The sequence below is a fragment of the Amycolatopsis sp. NPDC006125 genome (genome assembly GCF_040614195.1).
GTDB classification, from domain to species: domain Bacteria; phylum Actinomycetota; class Actinomycetes; order Mycobacteriales; family Pseudonocardiaceae; genus Amycolatopsis_E; species Amycolatopsis_E tucumanensis.
This window is the reverse complement of the sequence record NZ_JBEXTZ010000134.1, coordinates 1-18104: the sequence shown is the minus strand read 5'-3', so window position 1 is coordinate 18104 and position 18104 is coordinate 1. Positions and strand designations below refer to the sequence as shown.

The 18104-nt window shown below is 72.2% G+C and carries 17 protein-coding genes; 11 read left to right on the top strand and 6 right to left on the bottom strand.

Annotated features, from left to right (window positions below):
• Positions 1-279: 279 nt before the first annotated feature.
• Positions 280-1215, top strand: a complete 936-nt coding sequence (locus ABZ193_RS39380; RefSeq protein WP_237336860.1) for a hydroxymethylglutaryl-CoA lyase — start codon at positions 280-282, stop codon at positions 1213-1215.
• Between the two features lie 482 nt (positions 1216-1697).
• Here the strand turns inward: ABZ193_RS39380 and ABZ193_RS39375 are convergent, their stop codons facing one another.
• Complete coding sequence (locus ABZ193_RS39375) at positions 1698-3290, bottom strand: long-chain-fatty-acid--CoA ligase (protein ID WP_354713778.1); 1593 nt, start codon at positions 3288-3290, stop codon at positions 1698-1700.
• A 64-nt stretch (positions 3291-3354) separates the two neighbouring features.
• Positions 3355-3984 carry a TetR/AcrR family transcriptional regulator gene (locus tag ABZ193_RS39370; protein WP_237336856.1) on the bottom strand — a complete coding sequence of 210 codons (630 nt, stop codon included), beginning with the start codon at positions 3982-3984 and terminating at the stop codon, positions 3355-3357.
• Positions 3985-4078: 94 nt separating this feature from the next.
• Between ABZ193_RS39370 and ABZ193_RS39365 the strand changes: the two genes are divergently transcribed.
• Genes ABZ193_RS39365 through ABZ193_RS39340 form a run of 6 tightly spaced genes read left to right on the top strand, consistent with a single transcriptional unit; the run spans position 4079 to position 10651 of the window.
• Entirely contained in the window at positions 4079-5626 is a 1548-nt protein-coding gene (locus ABZ193_RS39365) for an acyl-CoA synthetase (RefSeq protein WP_237336855.1), read from the top strand.
• A gap of 11 nt (positions 5627-5637) precedes the next feature.
• A complete protein-coding gene (locus ABZ193_RS39360) occupies positions 5638-6771 on the top strand; it encodes an acetyl-CoA C-acyltransferase (protein WP_237336854.1) in 1134 nt (377 codons plus the stop codon).
• Positions 6768-7940: an acyl-CoA dehydrogenase family protein gene (locus tag ABZ193_RS39355; protein WP_237336853.1), complete on the top strand. Its 1173-nt coding sequence runs from the start codon at positions 6768-6770 to the stop codon at positions 7938-7940. Before ABZ193_RS39360 ends, ABZ193_RS39355 begins: the two co-directional genes overlap by 4 nt.
• A gap of 13 nt (positions 7941-7953) precedes the next feature.
• Positions 7954-9009, top strand: coding sequence for an acyl-CoA dehydrogenase family protein (locus tag ABZ193_RS39350; RefSeq protein ID WP_020416718.1), 1056 nt, complete (start codon positions 7954-7956; stop codon positions 9007-9009).
• A complete protein-coding gene (locus ABZ193_RS39345) occupies positions 9006-9788 on the top strand; it encodes an enoyl-CoA hydratase-related protein (RefSeq protein WP_020416719.1) in 783 nt (260 codons plus the stop codon). The genes ABZ193_RS39350 and ABZ193_RS39345 overlap by 4 nt, the downstream gene beginning before the upstream one ends.
• Positions 9773-10651 (top strand): crotonase/enoyl-CoA hydratase family protein, encoded by an 879-nt coding sequence (locus ABZ193_RS39340; RefSeq protein ID WP_020416720.1) that lies wholly within the window; start codon positions 9773-9775, stop codon positions 10649-10651. Before ABZ193_RS39345 ends, ABZ193_RS39340 begins: the two co-directional genes overlap by 16 nt.
• Before the next feature lie 13 nt (positions 10652-10664).
• On the opposite strand, the gene ABZ193_RS39335 is transcribed toward ABZ193_RS39340, so the two are convergent.
• Positions 10665-11432, bottom strand: a complete 768-nt coding sequence (locus ABZ193_RS39335) for an SDR family oxidoreductase (RefSeq protein ID WP_020416721.1) — start codon at positions 11430-11432, stop codon at positions 10665-10667.
• Between the two features lie 47 nt (positions 11433-11479).
• Between ABZ193_RS39335 and ABZ193_RS39330 the strand changes: the two genes are divergently transcribed.
• From ABZ193_RS39330 to ABZ193_RS39320, 3 genes are read left to right on the top strand one after another with little or no spacing between them, the layout of a single operon-like run.
• On the top strand, positions 11480-12733 hold the full coding sequence (locus ABZ193_RS39330) for an acyl-CoA dehydrogenase family protein (protein WP_020416722.1): 1254 nt from the start codon (positions 11480-11482) through the stop codon (positions 12731-12733).
• Positions 12730-14025 (top strand): phosphotransferase family protein, encoded by a 1296-nt coding sequence (locus ABZ193_RS39325; protein ID WP_237336852.1) that lies wholly within the window; start codon positions 12730-12732, stop codon positions 14023-14025. The genes ABZ193_RS39330 and ABZ193_RS39325 overlap by 4 nt, the downstream gene beginning before the upstream one ends.
• A complete protein-coding gene (locus ABZ193_RS39320) occupies positions 14022-14975 on the top strand; it encodes an SMP-30/gluconolactonase/LRE family protein (protein ID WP_237336851.1) in 954 nt (317 codons plus the stop codon). The genes ABZ193_RS39325 and ABZ193_RS39320 overlap by 4 nt, the downstream gene beginning before the upstream one ends.
• Before the next feature lie 412 nt (positions 14976-15387).
• Here the strand turns inward: ABZ193_RS39320 and ABZ193_RS39315 are convergent, their stop codons facing one another.
• The 3 genes from ABZ193_RS39315 to ABZ193_RS39305 all read right to left on the bottom strand — a co-directional run bounded on the left by ABZ193_RS39315 (position 15388) and on the right by ABZ193_RS39305 (position 16897).
• Positions 15388-16068 carry a hypothetical protein gene (locus tag ABZ193_RS39315; RefSeq protein WP_020416725.1) on the bottom strand — a complete coding sequence of 227 codons (681 nt, stop codon included), beginning with the start codon at positions 16066-16068 and terminating at the stop codon, positions 15388-15390.
• Between the two features lie 3 nt (positions 16069-16071).
• Positions 16072-16209, bottom strand: a complete 138-nt coding sequence (locus tag ABZ193_RS39310; protein WP_237336850.1) for a hypothetical protein — start codon at positions 16207-16209, stop codon at positions 16072-16074.
• Between the two features lie 67 nt (positions 16210-16276).
• Positions 16277-16897: an L-threonylcarbamoyladenylate synthase gene (locus ABZ193_RS39305; protein ID WP_237336849.1), complete on the bottom strand. Its 621-nt coding sequence runs from the start codon at positions 16895-16897 to the stop codon at positions 16277-16279.
• A gap of 121 nt (positions 16898-17018) precedes the next feature.
• On the opposite strand from ABZ193_RS39305, the gene ABZ193_RS39300 reads away from it, so the two are divergent.
• The gene (locus tag ABZ193_RS39300; RefSeq protein ID WP_027935665.1) at positions 17019-17717 is read left to right on the top strand and encodes an SDR family oxidoreductase; all 699 of its coding nucleotides are present in this window, start codon (positions 17019-17021) and stop codon (positions 17715-17717) included.
• The last annotated feature ends 387 nt before the right edge of the window (positions 17718-18104 follow it).

The following is an 18104-nucleotide window of genomic DNA, read 5'->3' as shown; positions in this document are numbered from 1 at the left end:
CCCGATCCACAGCCGATCTTTAGTCGCCGACCAGGGTTGTCAAGGCACGCTTTCCCGCCTTGACAAGCCTGCTCGGCGACTGAAACACAATCAGGAATCGGGGGCGGGGGTGGTCGGAAGGTGACCTCTCGAGCGCCGTAAGGCGCTTTTCCCGCGCGTAAGCGCGGCTCTAAAGATCAAAGAGTCCTCGCCGGACGGCAGGCTCCGGGATGACCACCCAGCACGGGTGGGGTGAGCCCACTGGACGGCTGCGTTAGTCAGCGTTAACCTGGAGTCGTGGTGAGTGTGCGTGAGCTGGGGCTGCCCCAGCGGGAGGCGTCCAGCGGGGACCTGCCGGAGCGGGTGACGATCTGGGAGGTCGGCCCGCGTGACGGGCTGCAGAACGAGCAGACCGTCGTCGGCCTGGAGACGAAGCTCGAGTTCCTCCGGCGGCTCGCCGGGGCGGGTCTGACGACCCTCGAAGCGACCAGTTTCGTCCACCCGAAGTGGGTTCCGCAGCTCGCCGACGCCGATGACCTCCTCGCCAAGCTCGACCGGCGCCCGGGCGTGAAGTACCCGGTGCTGGTGCCCAACGAGCGCGGCCTGGACCGGGCGCTCGCGCTGGGTGTGGAGTCGATCGCCATCTTCGGCAGCGCCACCGAGACCTTCGCGCGCAAGAACCTCAACCGCTCCTACGACGAGCAGTTCGCGATGTTCGAGCCGGTCGTGCGGCGGGCCCGGCACGAAGGGCTCGAGGTGCGCGCCTACCTCTCGATGTGCTTCGGCGACCCGTGGGAGGGCGCAGTGCCCGTCGAGCAGGTCGCGAACGCCGGCCGCAGGCTGCTCGACATGGGCTGCTTCCAGCTCTCCCTGGGCGACACGATCGGCGTCGCCACCCCGGGGCACGTCGAGGCGGTCGTCGGCGCGTTCGGCGACGTCACCAAGCTCGCCGTGCACTTCCACGACACCTACGGCCAGGCACTGTCCAACACGCTGGCCGCGCTCAGGGCCGGAGTGACCACAGTGGACTCCTCGGCGGGCGGCCTCGGCGGGTGCCCGTACGCGAAGGCGGCCACCGGCAACCTCGCGACCGAAGACCTGGTGTGGATGCTCGACGGCTTGGGCATCGAGCACGGCGTGGACCTGGACGCGCTGGTGCGGACGAGCGCCTGGATGGCGCAGCAGCTCGGCCGCCCCAGCCCGTCGCGCGTGGTGAAGGCCCTGACCGGCGGCTAAGTTTCTCGGTCGACGGCCAGGCCGCCGCGATCCGTCGCCCGGCCCGTCGCGGGTGGTGGCCGTGACGGACGGCTGGGTTCCTCGGCGGCTGGCTAGGCGTCTGTGGTCGGCCGGTTCCCGGTCGCCCCGGCTCGTGGCGCGTGGTGAAGGCCCCGCCTGGCGGTCAGGCTTCCTCCGTCGGCAACTTGCTGCCCGCTCCGGCCCGTCGCGGGTGGTGGCCGTGACGGACGGCTGGGTTCCTCGGCGGCTGGCTAGGCGTCCGTGGTCGGCCGGTTCCCGGTCGCCCCGGCTCGTGGCGCGTGGTGAAGGCACCGACCGGCGGTTGGGCTGCTCGGCTCGCGGCCAGGCTTGCTTCATCGGCAACGTGCCGGCCGCCGGGCCCGTCGCGGGTGGTGGCCCTGACCGGAGGTCAGGTTCCTCGGTCGGCGGCCAAGCCGCAGCTCCCCGGCCGCCGCGGCCCATCGCGCGTCGAGAACCGGCGGTCAGGCCTCCTCGATCGGGAGCTTTCCGGCCTCCCGGTCGGCGCGCAGCTGCGTCTTCAGCACCTTGCCGCTCGGGTTCCGGGGCAGCGCGGGCACCACCGCGATCTTCCGCGGCCGCTTGTACCGCGCCAGCCGGTCGAGGCACCACTTCTCCAGCTCGGCCGCCGTGGGCGCCTCGCCGGGCGAACGCGGTGAGATCACCGCCAGCGGCGTCTCGCCCCACTTCTCGTCCGGCACGCCGATCAACGCGACCTCGCCGATCTTCGGGTGCGCCGCCAGCACGTTCTCCACCTCGGCGCAGTAGATGTTCTCGCCACCGGAGATGATCATGTCCTTCTTGCGGTCCACCACGAAGTAGTAGCCGTCCTCGTCCTGCCGCACCAGGTCGCCGGAGTGGAACCAGCCGCCGCGGAAGGCCTCCGCCGTCTCGGCCGGCTTGTTCCAGTACTCCTTCATCACCATCGGGCTGCGGTAGACGATCTCGCCGACCTCACCGGGCTCGACGTCGTTCATGTCGTCGTCGACCACGCGCACCTCGACGTTGAGCATCGGCGTGCCGACCGAACCGATCTTGCGGATCGAGTCCTCCCCGCGCAGCAATGTGGTCACCGGGCTGCACTCGGTCTGCCCGAACGCCGTCGTCACCTCCGCCTGCGGGAACGTGTCGATCATCGTGCGCAGCAACGTCGTCGACGCGGGCGCCGCGCCCCACGAGATCTTCGACAGCGACGACAAGTCCCGCGAAGCGATGTCCGGCACGTTCACGATCGCCTGCCACTGCGCCGGCACCAGGAACACCGACGACACCCGCTCGCGCTCCATCAGGTCCACCACGGCCACCGGGTCGAACTGGCCGCTCGGCAGCAGCACCGTCCGCCCGCCGAGCAGCAGGTTCGGCAGCATCCCGGACAACCCGGCGATGTGGAACAGCGGCGCCGCGGCCAGCCACACCTTGTCGCCCGGCCCGGTGTCCAGCGAGGCCATGTTGCTGAAGGCGTGCATGAGCAGGTTGTGGTGCGTGAGCACCGCGCCCTTCGGCCGCCCGGTGGTGCCCGAGGTGTACATGATGAACGCGGCGTCCTGCTCGTCCACCGCGATCTCGTCGAACTCCGGCGACGCCGCGGCCAGCGCCTCCTCGTAGTCCTCCATGCCGTCGAACGCGCCGCCGAACACCAGGCACGGGCCCGGCTCCCCGACCTGCTCGCGTGCCTTGGCCAGCGCCGGGGCGAGCGGGGCGTGCACCACGCTGGCGCGCGCCCCGCTGTCGCTCAGCACGTAGGCGATCTCGTCGGCCACGAGCCGGAAGTTCACCGGCACGCAGATCGCGCCGAGGCGCGTCGACGCGAAGTAGACCTCGAGCACTTCCAGCGTGTTCAGGCCGAGCACCACGACCCGGTCGCCGTAGTGCACGCCCCGGTCCCGCAGCGCGTTCGCCAGCCGGCTCACACGCTGGTCGAACTGGCGGTAGGTGAGGGTGGTGCCCTCGAACGAGAAGGCGGGCTCGTCGCCCTGCTTGCGTGCGTGGCGGGCGAGCTGGTCGCCCATGGTCATCCCGCGCCCGAGGAGGCGTGGCACTTCGACAGCTCCGGACATCGGCAACCTCGGCGATCCGGTGGGTCAGGGTAACCGCGTTTCTACCGTGCGCCGAGGGAAACAGTCAACACTGACCGTCAGCGAAGAGCAGCCGGTGCGCCAGCGACTTCCACAACGCGACGTGCGGGTCGTTCGACGGCTGCCGCCGCCGTTCGAACGTGTAGGGCAGTGCCGCGCCACGCATGCTCGTGAACAACAGTTCCCGCAGCTCCGGGTAGTTCGGGTGCGTGCACACGGCCGGGCCCCAGATCCGGTCGCCGACCCGGCGGATCGCGTCACGCAGCGCCCGCTCCTCCGGCCGCAGCGCCGCGGCCAGCGCCTCGTTCGTGCGCGCCGCGGTCCACAGCTCGACGGCCGCCCAGAACACGGGCTCGTGGAAGGTCGTCCACAGCAGCTCGATGCACCGCTCGACCCGCCTCGGCCCCTCCGGTTCGCCGGCCAGCTGCTCCGCGACCTGGTCCTCGATCTGCGCGAGCCGGGTCGCGGTGAGGTGCTGCGTCGCCGCGACCAGCAGTTCGTCCCGCGACGGGAAGTGGTGCAGCAGGCGGCCACGCGACACCCCCGCCTTGGCCTGGATGGCCAAAGTGGACGCGCCCGCGTAGCCGAGTTCGACCAGGCACTCGACGGCCGTGTCCAGGATCAACGTGCGCGTGCTCGCCGCGCGGTCCTGCCGGGTCCGGGTTTCGGTCACCACACCGATCACCATAACCCGATAACAGTCGGTGTTGACTGTTACGCCGAATCCTTGCACTCTCGCAGGGGAGTTCAACGGTTCGAGGAGGAGCCGCATGTACCCGGGTACCCACGCCGACACCGACCCCGACAAACCGGCCGTGATCATGGCGGGCTCGGGGGAGCGGCTGACCTACGGCGAACTCGACGAGCGGTCCACCCGCCTCGCCGACGCCCTGACCAGCGCCGGACTCGGCGTGGGCGACACCGTCGCCCTGCTCAGCGACAACTCGGTCCGCGCCTACGAGGTCTACTGGGCCGCCATGCGCTCCGGCCGCTACCTGGCCGCGGTGAACAGCCACCTGTCGCCAGCCGAGGTCGCCTACATCGTCACCGACTCCGGCGCGAAGGCGCTGGTCGTCTCCGCCGCGCTCGGCCCGCTCGCCACCGCGGTGGCCGAGCTGCTCCCGGACGTCCCGGTCAAGCTGGTCTACGGCGGCGCGGCCGACGGCTACCGCGACTTCGACGAGTTCCTCGCCACCGGCTCGCCCGAGCGGCCGGCGGACCAGCCCGCGGGCGCCGACATGCTCTACTCGTCCGGCACCACGGGCCGTCCGAAGGGCATCAAGGTCGACCTGCCCGACCGCCAGGTGGACGAGCCCGGCGACGTGCTCACCCCCGTGCTGCAGCACATGTACGGCTTCGGCCCGGACACGGTGTACCTGTCCCCGGCGCCGGTGTACCACGCCGCGCCGCTGCGGTTCGGCGCGACCGCGCAGCGCCTCGGCGGCACCGTGGTGATGATGGAGCGCTTCGACGCCGAGGCCGCGTTGCGCGCGATCGAGACCTACCGCGTCACGCACAGCCAGTGGGTGCCGACGATGTTCGTGCGGATGCTGAAGCTGCCGGAGGAGGTGCGCGGCCGCTACGACCTGTCCAGCCACCGGGTCGCGGTGCACGCCGCGGCGCCCTGCCCGGTCGAGGTCAAGCAGGCGATGATCGGCTGGTGGGGGCCGGTCCTCTACGAGTACTACGCGTCCACCGAGGGCGCCGGGATGACGTTCATCGACAGCGAGCAGTGGCTCGCCAGGCCCGGCTCGGTGGGCCGCGCGGTGGTCGGGGTCGCGCACATCTGCGACGACGCGGGCAAGGAGCTGCCGACGGGCGAGGTCGGCACCGTCTACTTCGAACGCGACGAGGTGCCGTTCACCTACCACAACGACCCGGCCAAGACCCGCGAGGCGCAGCACCCCGAGCACGAGACCTGGACGACCACCGGCGATGTCGGCTACCTCGACGAGGACGGTTTCCTCTACCTGACCGACCGCAAGGCGTTCATGATCATCTCCGGCGGGGTGAACATCTACCCGCAGGAGGTCGAGGACGCGCTCGCCCTGCACCCGGCGGTGTACGACGTCGGCGTGATCGGCGTGCCGGACGAGGAGATGGGGGAGGCGGTCAAGGCCGTCGTCCAGCCCGCGCCCGGCGTCACGCCCGGCCCGGAGCTGGCAGCCGAGCTGCTGGCCTACGTCCGCGAGCGGATCGCCCACTACAAGGCGCCGCGCACCGTGGACTTCGTCGACGAACTTCCCCGCACCCCGACGGGCAAGTTGGTGAAGCGTCGGCTCAAGGAACGTTACGCGGCTCCGGCCGCCACCAAGTAGAAGGAGGAGCCGTGCGAGACGCGGTGATCGTGGAAGCGGTGCGCACCCCCGTGGGCAAGCGTGAGGGCGGCCTGTCCGGCGTGCACCCGGTGGACCTGTCGGCGCACGTGCTGCGCGGCCTCGCCGAGCGGTCCGGGATCGACCCGGCCGCGATCGACGACGTCGTGTGGGGGTGCGTGAGCCAGGCCGGTGAGCAGACCGGCGACATCGGCCGCAACGCCGTGCTGGCAGCGGGCTGGCCGGAGAGCGTGACCGGCGTGACCGTCGACCGGCAGTGCGGCTCGTCCCAGCAGAGCGTGCACTTCGCCGCCGCCGGGCTGATCGCGGGCCACTACGACGTCGTGGTGGCCGGTGGCGTCGAGTCGATGAGCCGGGTGCCGATGGGTTTCTCGGCGCAGGGCAAGAACCCGCTGGGCGACCAGGTGCTGGCCCGCTACGGCGGGGTGCGGCCCAACCAGGGCATCGGCGCGGAGATGATCGTCGAGCGGTGGGGCTTCAGCCGCACCCAGGTCGACGAGTTCTCCCTGGCCTCGCACGAAAAGGCCGCTGCCGCGCAGGACGCGGGCGCGTTCGACGAGCAGCTGCTGCCGGTCGCGGACGTCACCGCGGACGAGGGCGTGCGGCGGGGCGGGTCGCTGGAGAAGCTGGCCGGGCTCAAGCCCGCGTTCCGCGAGGACGGCGTCATCACCGCGGGCAACAGCTCGCAGATCAGCGACGGCGCCGCCGCCCTGCTGATGACGACCAGCGAGAAGGCCGCCGAGCTCGGCCTGCGGCCGATCGCGCGCGTGCACACCGCGGTGCTCGCCGGCGACGATCCGGTGATCATGCTGACCGCGCCCATCCCGGCCACGCGGAAAGCCCTGCAGCGCAGCGGGTTGTCGATCTCCGACATCGGCGTGTTCGAGGTCAACGAGGCGTTCGCGCCGGTGCCGATGGCCTGGCTGGCCGAGACCGGCGCGGACGCCAAGACCCTCAACCCGCACGGCGGCGCGATCGCGCTCGGCCACCCGCTCGGCGCGAGCGGCGCGCGCATCATGACCACCCTCGTGCACCACATGCGCGCCACGGGCATCCGCTACGGCCTGCAGACCATGTGCGAGGGCGGCGGCCAGGCCAACGCCACGATCCTGGAGCTGATCGCATGAGCGAGTTCCGCGAGAAGGTCCGCGCCTGGCTCGCCGAGAACGTCCCCGGCGACGAGGAACTGGCGACCGCCAAGCGGTTCCAGGCCGCGTTGTACGACGCCGGGCTGGCCGGAATCACCTGGCCGAAGGAGTTCGGCGGGCAGGGCCTCACCGCGGCCGAGCAGCAGGTCTTCGACCAGGAGTCGGCCCGCTACGACCTGCCCAACTCGGTGTTCCGGATCGGCATGGGCATGTGCGGGCCGACGATCCTCGACCTGGGCACGCCGGAGCAGAAGGCCCGCTACATCCCGCCGCTGCTGCGTGGCGACGAGATCTGGTGCCAGCTGTTCTCCGAGCCGGGCGCCGGGTCCGACGTCGCGAGCCTGCAGACCCGCGCGGTGCGCGACGGGGACCAGTGGGTGATCAACGGGCAGAAGGTGTGGACGACGGTCGCGCACCTGGCCGACTTCGGCGCGCTGCTCGCCCGCACCGACCCGGACGTGCCCAAGCACCAGGGCCTGACCATGTTCCTCATCGACATGCACGACCCGGCGGTCACCGTGCGGCCGCTGAAGGACATGACCGGGCGGGCGCCGTTCAACGAGGTGTACTTCGAGAACCTGCGCCTGCCCGCGGACGCGGTGCTCGGCCAGGTCGGCCAGGGCTGGCTCGCCGCGGTCACCATGCTCGGCCACGAGCGCGTGTCGATCGGCGGGTTCGTGCGCAAGCGGCACGACCCGCTGGCGCACGCGAACCTCGCCGAGACCGCCCGCCGCCACGGCCGCGACGCCGATCCCGTGGTGCGCGCCGAACTCGCGAAGCTCTACGCGGCGGAACGGGCGCTGGCCCTGTTCAACGTGCGGCTGCGGCAAGAGGCCGAGGCCGGGTCGCCGCCGGGCGCGCGCGGGTCGGTCGCCAAGCTCGCCGGCGCCCAGCTGCAGCAGCAGGCCGTCGCCGTCGCCGGGCTGATCGCCGGGCCGCGCGCGACGGCGTGGGAACCGGGCGACCCGGCAGGCGAGGAACTGGCGCTGGCGATCAACCAGACGCCGTCGTCGAGCATCGCGGGCGGCACCGACCAGATCCAGCGCACCATCATCGGGGACCGGATCCTCGGACTGCCCCGCGAACCCGTCGTCGACCGCGACGTGCCCTTCCGCGAGCTGCGGGTGGGCACGCAGCGACCCGCCTGAGAGGAGAGGGATCGTGCAGCTGGTGCTCGACACCGAACAGCAGCAACTGCGGTCGACGGTGCGCAAACTGCTCGCCGACCACAACAACGTCCGGTCCGTCGTGGACGGTGACGACGCTTACGACGCCGCGCTGTGGCGGCACCTGGCGGAGCTCGGCCTGACCGGGCTCGTCGTGCCCGAGGAGCTCGGCGGCGCGGGTGCGGGTCACGTGGAACGGGCCGTGGTGCTCGAAGAGCTGGGCCGCGCGCTCGCGCCGGTGCCGTTCTTCGCCTCCGCGGTGCTGGCGGTCGACGCGCTGGTGGCGCTGGGGGACACCGAGGTGCTGCCCGCGCTGGCGGCGGGGGAGAAGATCGGCGCGCTGGCGGTTTCGACGGAGTGGGGGCCCGCCCCGGTGAGCGCCACCGAACGTGACGGCGGCTGGGTGCTCGACGGGCACGCGCCGTTCGTCATCTCCGGTGACGTCGCCGACGTCTTCGTCGTCTACACCGCCGACGGGTGGTTCGTGGCCAAGGACGCGCAGCGGACGGCACTGACCACTTTGGACCCCACGCGCGGGCAGGCGAAGCTGGAGTTCGCCGCGACCCCGGCCCGCAGGCTGGACACCGCGGACCCGGCCGCCGTGCTGGAGGAGGTGCGGGACCTCGCGTCCGTGGCGCTGGCCGCCGAGCAGGTCGGCGGCATCGCGAAGGTGCTGGAAACCACGGTCGAGTACGCGAAGGTGCGGGTGCAGTTCGGCCGCGCGATCGGCTCGTACCAGGCGGTCAAGCACGCCTGCGCGGACCTCTACAGCACCAGCGAACGCGCGGAATCCCTGCTGCGCCACGCCGCGTGGGCCGCGGACCACGACCGGGAGGCGCTGCCGCTGGCCGCGGCCACCACGCAGGTGTTCACCGGGCCGGCCTACTTCGGGGCGGCGGCGTCCGGCCTGCAGCTGCACGGCGGCATCGGCTACACGTGGGAGCACGACGCGCACCTCTACTACAAGCGGGCCAAGAGCAGCGAGCTGTTGTTCGGCGGCCAGGACGTGCAGCTGGCTCGCCTCGCCGGGCGACTGGACGGTGCTCAGTGACGGACCAGCCGGTGCTGCTCGACCGGGCGGGGGCGGTGCTGACCGTGACCCTGAACCGGCCGCACCGCAAGAACGCGATCGACCAGCCGATGTGGGACGGGTTGTACGACGCGTTCCGCGACGCCGAACGGGACGACGACGTGCGCGTGGTCGTCGTCACCGGCGCGGGCGGCGACTTCTGCGCGGGCGCCGACCTGTCCGCGGCTCGGAAGGACCACCCGCTGACGCGGATGCACCGGGTCAACGACGTCGCGCTGGCCCTGAACGAGATCTCCAAGCCGACGATCGCGAAGGTCGACGGCGTCGCGGTCGGCGCGGGCTGGAACCTCGCGCTCGGCTGCGACCTCGTCGTGGCCACCGAACGGGCGCGGTTCAGTCAGATCTTCGCCAGGCGTGGGCTGTCGCTGGACTTCGGCGGCTCGTGGCTGCTGCCCCGGCTCGTCGGGCTGCAGCAGGCGAAACGGCTCGCGCTGCGCGCCGAGATGATCGGCGCGGCCGAGGCACTCGACCTCGGTCTGGTCACCTGGATCAAGCCGGCCGCCGAGCTGGATTCCTTTGTGGACGAGCTGACCGCCGAGCTGGCCGCGGCGCCGCCGGTCGCGCTGGCGCTGAGCAAGCGGCTGCTCGAAGAGGGCGCGAGCCGGACGCTGCGCGAGGCGCTGGAGGGCGAGGCGCGGGCGCAGACGGTGAACTTCGCGACCGAGGACGCGCCCGCCGCGTTCGAGGCGTTCCTCACCAAGACGGAAGCGGAATACACGGGACGATGGGCGGTGCGGTGAGCTACGACGAAATCACCTACGAGGTCTCCGACGGGATCGCCACGATCACGTTGAACCGGCCGGCGCGGCTGAACGCGTTCACGCTGGAGATGGCGCACGAGCTGGTCGCGGCGTTCGACGAGGTGGACGCCGACGACTCGGTGCGGGTGGTCGTGGTGACCGGCGCCGGGCGCGGGTTCTGCGCGGGCGCGGACCTCGAACGCGGCGCGGGCACGTTCGACAAGAACGCGATCGGCGACGTGAAGGGGTTCGGCGAGATCGACGGCGTGCCGCGCGACGCCGGCGGCGCGGTGGCGCTGCGGATCGCGGCGTGCAAGAAGGTCGTCATCGGCGCGTTCAACGGGCCCGCGGTCGGCGTCGGCGTGACCATGTCGCTGCCGATGGACATCCGGATCGCCAGTGAGAACGCCAAGTTCGGGTTCGTGTTCGCGCGGCGCGGGATCCTGCTGGAGGCCGCCTCCTCGTGGTTCCTGCCGCGGGTCGTCGGCATCTCGCAGGCGATGGAGTGGGTCGCGACCGGGCGGGTGTTCGACGCCGCCGAGGCCCGCGCGGGCGGGCTGGTCTCGCGGGTCGTGCCGCCGGACGAGCTGATCCCCGCGGCGACGGCGATCGCCCGTGAGGTCGCGGACAACACGTCGGCGGTGTCGGTCGCGGTGTCCCGGCAGCTGCTGTGGGGCATGCTCGGCTCGCCGACGCCGTGGGACGCCCACCGCGCGGACTCCAGCGTGCTGCTGCAGCTCGGTGCGGGCAAGGACGCGATGGAGGGCGTGATGGCGTTCCTGGAGAAGCGGGCGCCGGACTTCCCCGGCCGCGTCAGCACCGACTACCCGGACGGGGTCCCGCCCTTCCCCGGGACCCCGTGAGCCGGTGGCCCGGTCAGAAGCTGAGGTAACCGCCGTCGACGGTGATCGTGTCGGCGGTGTGGAACGCGCTGGCCGGGCTCGCCAGGTACACGGCGAGCGCGCCGAAGTCGTCGGGTTTGCCCCAGCGGCCGACCGGCATCCGCGGCAGCACCCGGCGCTGGAACCCTTCCGAGTCGAGCGCCGGGGCCGCCAGCGGCGTGTGCACCCAGCCGGGCAGGACCGCGTTGGCGCGGATGCCATGCCGGGCCAGCTCGACCGCGATCGACTTGATCATCGCGGTGAGCCCGGCCTTGCTCGCCGCGTACGCCTGCCCGCGCGGCTGGCCCTGCACCGCCGCGACGCTCGACGTGCCGACCAGGCTCCCGCCGGTGCCCTGCGCCAGCATCACCCTTGCCGCGGCGCGCAGGGTCAGGAACGCGCCGTCCAGGTCGACGCGGGTGACGCGGCGGAACTCCGCCAGCGACGTCTCGGTGAACCGGCTGCCGACCCCGCCGACACCGGCGTTGACGAAGCAGGAATCCAGGCGCCCCAGCGCTTCCACGCTGCGCGCCATAGCGGACTCCACCTGGTCCTCGTCGCCGACGTCGCAGCGCACGGCGAGGACCTTGATGCCGTGCCGGGACAGCTCGGCGACGGCTTCCTCGTTGCGCTCGGTGTTGGTGCCCCAGATCGCGACGTCGGCCCCGGCGGCGGCGAGCGCGCCGGCCATCGCGAGGCCGATCCCCGAATTGCCGCCGGTGATGACGGATGCGTGCCCGGTGAGGTCGAACGGGTTGGTCATCCGCGGATAGTGCCCCAGTTTTCCCCCGCCACGCAAGGAGTTGCCCCATGGACTTCGAGTTGCCCGCGGCGTTGCGGCAGCTGCTCGCCGACCTGGACCGGTTCCTCGAAGACGAGATCTGGCCGCTGCAACGGGAAGACGACAACGAGCGCTTCTTCGACCACCGCCGCGAGTTCGCCCGCACCGACTTCGAGGCGGGCGGCACCCCGCGCCGCGAATGGGAGGAGCTGCTGAGGGAGATGTTCCGGCGCGCCGACCGCGCGGGCTGGCTCCGGTATGGGCTGCCGAAGTCCGTCGGCGGCAGCGACGGCAGCAACCTCGACATGGCCGTGATCCGCGAGCACCTTGCCGCGAAGGGCCTCGGCCTGCACAACGACCTGCAGAACGAGTCCTCGGTCGTCGGCAACTTCCCGTTCGTGCACATGTTCCTCGCCGCGGGCACGCCGGAGCAGCAGAGCGAGTTCGTCGAGGACATGATCACCGGCCGCAAACGGGTCGCGTTCGGACTGACCGAACCGGACCACGGCAGCGACGCGACCTGGCTGGAGACCACTGCCGTGCCGGACGGCGACGGCTGGATCCTCAACGGCGCCAAGCGGTTCAACTCCGGCCTGCACTCGGCGACCCACGACGTGATCTTCGCCCGCACCTCCGGCGACGGCGGCGATCCCCGCGGCATCACCGCGTTCATCGTGCCCACCGACACGCCCGGATTCTCCGTCGACTTCCACTGGTGGACGTTCAACATGCCCACCGACCACGCCGAGGTCACGCTGTCCGACGTCCGCGTGCCCGCCACCGCGGTGTTCGGCGAGGTGGGCAAGGGCCTCGCGCTGGCACAGCACTTCGTGCACGAGAACCGGATCCGGCAGGCCGCCTCCGGCGTCGGCGCGGCGCAGTACTGCATCGACCGCAGCGTGGCGTACGCGCGGGAACGGCGGACGTTCGGCCGCCCGCTCGCCGAACGGCAGGCCATCCAGTGGCCCCTGGTCGAGCTGCAGACCGAGGCCGAGCTGGTGCGCACCCTCGTGCGCAAGACGGCGTGGGAGCTCGACCGCACCGACCACATGCTGATCAGCGACAAGGTGTCGATGTGCAACTACCGCGCGAACCGGCTGGTGTGCGACGCCGCCGACCGCGCGATGCAGGTGCACGGCGGGCTCGGCTACACGCGGCACACGCCGTTCGAGCACATCTACCGGCACCACCGCCGCTATCGGATCACCGAGGGCGCCGAGGAGATCCAGATGCGCAAGATCGCCGGCTACCTGTTCGGGTTCGCGGGGCCGGACAAGCGATGAGCGAGCTGGCGGAGGCGCTCGGACGGCGGCTGGGCGCGGCGATCACCGGACTGCGGCGGCTGAGCGGCGGGGCGAGCCGGGAGACCTGGGCGTTCACCGCCGAGCCGGGCGGGCGGCTGGTGCTGCGGCGGGACCCGCCGGGGGAGTGCCGCCCGGCGGAGATGGCGCGGGAGGCCGCGTTGATCCGGGCCGCGCGCGAGGCCGGGGTGCCGGTGCCGCGGCTGGTGGACCACGGGCCGGACGTGCTCGGCTCGCCGTACCTGATCACCGAGCACGTCGACGGCGAGACGATCCCCCGGCGGTTGCTGCGGGACCCGGAGTTCGCGGACGTGCGACCGAAGCTCGCCGCGGAGCTGGGGCGGGTCGCGGCGCGCATCCACACCATGCCCGACGTGCCCGGGCTGCCCGCGGCGGACCCGCTGGAGTCGCTGGTGGAGCTCTACGACGAGCTGGACCAGCCGTTGCCGTCGCTGGAGATCGGGTTGCGCTGGTTGCGGGACCACCGCCCGGAGCCGGCGGGGGACACCGTGGTGCACGGCGACTTCCGCACCGGCAATCTGATCATCGGCCCGGACGGGCTCGCCGCGGTGCTGGACTGGGAACTGGCGCACCGCGGCGACCCGCTGGAGGACCTCGGCTGGTTGTGCGTCAAGGCGTGGCGGTTCTCCTCGCCGCTGCCCGCGGGTGGGTTCGGCACGCGGGAGGAGCTGCTCGACGGGTACGCCGAGGTCGCCGGGTTCCGCCCGGATCCCGCGGCGGTGCACTGGTGGGAGGTGTTCGGGACGTTCCGGTGGGCGGTGCTCTGCCTGCGGCAGGCCGACCGGCACCTGAGCGGGCGGATCCGGTCGGTGGAGCTGGCGGCGGTCGGGCGGCGGGTGTGCGAGCAGGAGCACGACCTGCTGACGGCGCTCGGCACGCCTGCCGTCCCGGTGGACGCGGTGCCGGACCCGGCGCCGGACCTGCACGGCAGGCCGACCGCGGCGGAGCTGGTGGAGGCGGTGGCGGAGTTCCTGCGGGCCGACGTCATGCCGGGCACCGAGGGGCGGGTGTCGTTCCAGACGCGGGTGGCGGCGAACGTGCTGGGCATCGTGTCCCGCGAGTTGCGGCTCGGCGCCGCGCAGGAGCGGCGGCACGTGGACCGGCTCGCGGCGCTGGGGTTCGCGAAGCACGCGGAGCTGGCGCGGGCGGTGCGGTCAGGCGTCGTGGCGGTGGCGGACGTGGTCGCCGCGGTGCGTGCCGACGTGACGGACCGGTTGCTGGTGGCGAACCCGAAGTACCTGGAGACGGCGTGAAGGAGATCGTGAGCGGGCTGCGGTTCCCGGAGGGGCCGGTCGCGCTGGACGACGGTTCGGTGCTCGTGGTGGAGGTCGAGCGCGGCACGGTGTCGCGAGTGTGGCCGGACGGGACGGTCACGGTGGTCGCCGACTGCGGTGGCGGTCCGAACGGCGCGGCGATCGGACCGGACGGCGCCGTGTATGTCTGCAACAACGGCGGCTTCACCTGGCACCGGCGCGACGGGCTGACGATGCCCGGCGGCCAGCCGCCGGACTACCGCGGCGGGAGCGTCCAGCGCGTGTCCTGGGACGGCTCGGTGACGGTGCTGTACGAGTCGGTGGACGGCAGGCCGCTGCGCGGGCCGAACGACCTGGTGTTCGACGCGCACGGCGGGTTCTACTTCACCGACCTGGGCAAACAGCGGGAGCGGGACAGCGACCGCGGCGGGCTGTACTACGCGCGGGCGGACGGCTCGCTGGTCGAGGAGATCGCGTATGGCTTCACCGGGCTCAACGGGGTGGGCCTGTCACCGGACGGTTCGCGGGTGTACGCGGCGGAGACCGTGACCGGCCGGGTGTGGTTCTGGAACGTGGACGGGCCGGGCCGGATCTCGCGTGCGCGGGGCGAGGTGCGCGGCCCGGCGGGCGGGGTGCGCGGTCCGGCGGGCGCCACGCTGCTGCACGGCTTCGGCGGCTACCAGTTGCTGGACTCGCTCGCGGTGGATTCGGCGGGCAACATCTGCGTGGCGACGATCATGACGGGCGGGATCAGCGTGCTCAGCCCGTCGGGTGAGCTGCTGGACGTGGTGCGCCCACCGGAGCCGGACCCATTCGTGACGAACATCTGCTTCGGCGGCCCCGACCTGAGGACGGTGTACATCACCGCGTCCGGCACCGGCAAGCTCTGGGCCGCGGACTGGCCACGCCCCGGCCTGCGGCTCAACTACGCGGGCGCCGCGCCGCGGTGACGGCCACGCGCAAACCACTCGCCCGGGTGGGCTTTTCCGAGCACCGGCGCGGGGCGGCCGTTCCGGAGCCACCCGCCCGGGGTGGCTGTCCTGGAGCCACCTGGCCTGGGTCGCGGCTCGACTGCGTGCGCGTCGGGCGGCGTGGGACGGTGTGAGCTCCTCGCCGAGGGTGGCCTTTTCCGGGTTCACCCACTCGGTTTGCGGCTCGACTACGCCGGTGCCGCGCCGCAGTGACGGCCCGGGACAGTGCGCAAGCCCTTCGCCCGGGGGTGGCCTTTTCCGGGTTCACCCACTCGGTTGCGGCTCAACCACGCGGGCGCCGCGCCGCCACGCGCGAGCCATCGCCCGGGGTGGTCATTTCCGAGCACCGGCGCGGGGCGGCCGTTCGGAGCCACCCGCCCCGGGCTGCGGCTCAACTGCCCTTCGTGAGCTTGTCCAGCTGGGTCTGCAGCTCGTCGAGCCGCGCGTGCAGCAGCGCGACCTCCGCCGACAGCAGCGGCACCAGCTCCGGCGCCGACGTCGTCGCGCCGGTCGTGAAGGCGACCGCCCGGTCGTCCCGGTGCACCGGCACCCCGGCCAGGCGGCTGAAGTGCTCCAGCGTGAGCGGCGGGCGGTTGCCCGCGCACGTCGAGCACACCGGCAGCAGCTTGCGCCACCCCACGACCCCGGTGCCGGTCGCCACGAACACCTGCGCCGGCCACCCGCACGCGCACAACCCGGCGTGCACGGCCGTCACCGTCTGCTTCGAGTACCGCACGCCCCGCTCGTACAGGAAGTAGCGCCCCGCGGCGTCCACCTCCAGCAGCACGCTCTGCTGGTACTGCGGATCGCAGGCCAGTGCGCGGGCGTCGGCGAGTTCGTGGAAGCAGTAGAACCCGCAGTCGCACAGGCGGGACGGGCTCTGGTGACGGCTGCTCTGCGCGCACTTCGCCTCGGCTGTCACCCGGTAGGCGTGCGTGCGCCCGAGCGACACCCCGGTGAACCCGGCTTCGGTGCCGTCGGCGGAGAGCATCGGGTAGGCGAGCTTGTAGCCGCGCAGCGGGACGTCGCGCCGTTCCTGGGGCGTGCGGCGCAACGACAGCCTGCCCGCCATGGCTCAGCGGTCGGCGGTGACGGGGGCGGGGCGCTCCGGTTCGGGGGTTTCGGCGGTTTCGCGCGGCTCCTCGACCGGGGTGACCTCTTCGGCCTTGGATTCCTCGACGACGCCCACGGCAAGCTTCCGGCCCAGTCTCATCGCAGCCTCCTCGCGGATCACGGGTGCGTTTTTCCAGCGTGACCCGTGAACGCGGCGATGTCCAGAGCTATTCGAACCGCGCGGTGTCCCCAGCACCCTTTCGGACGATCTCCGGCTCGCCGCTGGAGAAGTCGATCACCGTGGTGGGCTCGGTGCCGCAGTCGCCGGAGTCGACCACCGCGTCGACCACGTGGTCCAGCTCGTCCTTGATCTCCCAGCCCTGGGTGAGCGGTTCCTCGTGGTCGGGCAGCAGCAGGGTGCTGGAGACCAGTGGCTCGCCCAGCTCGTCGAGCAGCGCCTGGGCGACGACGTGGTCCGGGATGCGCACGCCGACGGTCTTCTTCTTCGGGTGCAGCAGCCGGCGCGGCACCTCCTTCGTGGCGGGCAGGATGAACGTGTAGCTGCCTGGGGTGGCGGCCTTGATCGCGCGGAAGACGGTGTTGTCGACGTGCGCGAACTGGCCGAGCTGGGCGAAGTCGCGGCAGACGAGCGTGAAGTGGTGCCGGTCGTCGAGGTGCCGGATGGCGCGGATGCGGTCCAGCCCGTCGCGGTTGCCGAGCTGGCAGCCCAGGGCGTAGGCGGAGTCGGTCGGGTAGACGATCAGGCCGTCCTGCCGCAGCAGGTCGACGATCTGGCCGATCGACCGGCGCTGGGGGTTGTCCGGGTGCACGTCGAAGTACTTCGCCATGGGTAGAGCTTAGGATCACGCCGCCGCCGCGGCTGCCTGGGTGCGCTGCGCCCAGGAACGTCGCGGCCTGGTCGCCGTCCGGCCGTCTCCCGAAACTGAGTGTGACGGAAGGGAGAACACCATGTCGGTTGTGGTCATCACCGGGGCGAGCAGCGGGATCGGCGCGGCCACCGCGGAGGCGCTGGCGGCGGCGGGGCACCAGGTCGTGCTGGGCGCGCGCCGGGAAGAGCGGTTGAAGGAGCTGGCCGCGCGCATCGGCGGCTCGTACCGGAGGCTGGACGTGACGGATGCGGAGGACGTGCGGTCCTTCGTGGACTGGGCGGTGGCCGAGCACGGCCGGGTCGACGTGATCGTCAACAACGCCGGCGTGATGCCACTGTCCGCTTTGGACCGGCTGAAGCTGGACGAGTGGAACCGGATGATCGACGTGAACATCCGGGGCGTGCTGCACGGCATCGCGGCGGGGCTGCCGGTGATGCGGCGGCAGGGTGGCGGCCACTTCGTGAACGTGGCGTCGATCGGGGCGCACGAGGTGGTGCCGACGGCGGCGGTCTACTGCGCGACGAAGTACGCGGTGTGGGCGCTGTCGGAGGGGCTGCGCCAGGAGACGGGCCCGGACATCCGGGTGACGACGATCTCGCCCGGCGTGACGGAGTCGGAGCTGGCGGACAGCATCACGGACGCGGAGGCCGCCGAGGGCATGCGGACGTACCGCGCGGGGGCGATCCCGGCCGCGGCGATCGCCCGGGCGATCACGTTCGCGATCGAGCAGCCCGCGGAGGTGGACGTGAACGAGATCATCGTCCGCCCGGCGGCTTAGGCGAGCCGAGTCGCGTCGAGAAGTCGGCGAACTCGGGAACAGTCCGGCGACCGGCTGCGCGGTCATGGAGCGTGCTCGCCATCCGCGGGGACACCCCACGACCATCGCGGACTTGGTCCGCGCTGTGCACGAAGCTCAGCGTCGGCGCCGAGCCCGCAACGGCGGTAACTGGCCCGCTGCGCCGACGCCGCGTCTTTAACGAATTGAACCAGCCACCGCAGCGCGTCAGCCGCGCCCGGTGGCTGGTTCACGTACCGGCACTTTCCCTACCGCAGCAAGGAACCCAGTCGCGGGGGGGGGGGGGGGGCCCCGCGGGGGGGGGCGGCCGCGCCACGGGTGGTCAGCAGTCGCGGGTGACGCTCGCTGGTCGGACGCCCGCGAGGCGGA

Excerpts from the sequence above, each read along its gene's own strand:
- ABZ193_RS39300 (WP_027935665.1), top strand. The coding sequence starts at position 17,019 with ATGTCGGTTGTGGTCATCACCGGGGCGAGCAGCGGGATCGGCGCGGCC.
- ABZ193_RS39325 (WP_237336852.1), top strand. The coding sequence starts at position 12,730 with ATGAGCGAGCTGGCGGAGGCGCTCGGACGGCGGCTGGGCGCGGCGATC.
- ABZ193_RS39355 (WP_237336853.1), top strand. The coding sequence starts at position 6,768 with ATGAGCGAGTTCCGCGAGAAGGTCCGCGCCTGGCTCGCCGAGAACGTC.
- ABZ193_RS39335 (WP_020416721.1), bottom strand. The coding sequence starts at position 11,432 with ATGACCAACCCGTTCGACCTCACCGGGCACGCATCCGTCATCACCGGC.
- ABZ193_RS39340 (WP_020416720.1), top strand. The coding sequence starts at position 9,773 with ATGGGCGGTGCGGTGAGCTACGACGAAATCACCTACGAGGTCTCCGAC.
- ABZ193_RS39310 (WP_237336850.1), bottom strand. The coding sequence starts at position 16,209 with ATGAGACTGGGCCGGAAGCTTGCCGTGGGCGTCGTCGAGGAATCCAAG.
- ABZ193_RS39365 (WP_237336855.1), top strand. The coding sequence starts at position 4,079 with ATGTACCCGGGTACCCACGCCGACACCGACCCCGACAAACCGGCCGTG.
- ABZ193_RS39330 (WP_020416722.1), top strand. The coding sequence starts at position 11,480 with ATGGACTTCGAGTTGCCCGCGGCGTTGCGGCAGCTGCTCGCCGACCTG.
- ABZ193_RS39315 (WP_020416725.1), bottom strand. The coding sequence starts at position 16,068 with ATGGCGGGCAGGCTGTCGTTGCGCCGCACGCCCCAGGAACGGCGCGAC.
- ABZ193_RS39375 (WP_354713778.1), bottom strand. The coding sequence starts at position 3,290 with ATGTCCGGAGCTGTCGAAGTGCCACGCCTCCTCGGGCGCGGGATGACC.
- ABZ193_RS39305 (WP_237336849.1), bottom strand. The coding sequence starts at position 16,897 with ATGGCGAAGTACTTCGACGTGCACCCGGACAACCCCCAGCGCCGGTCG.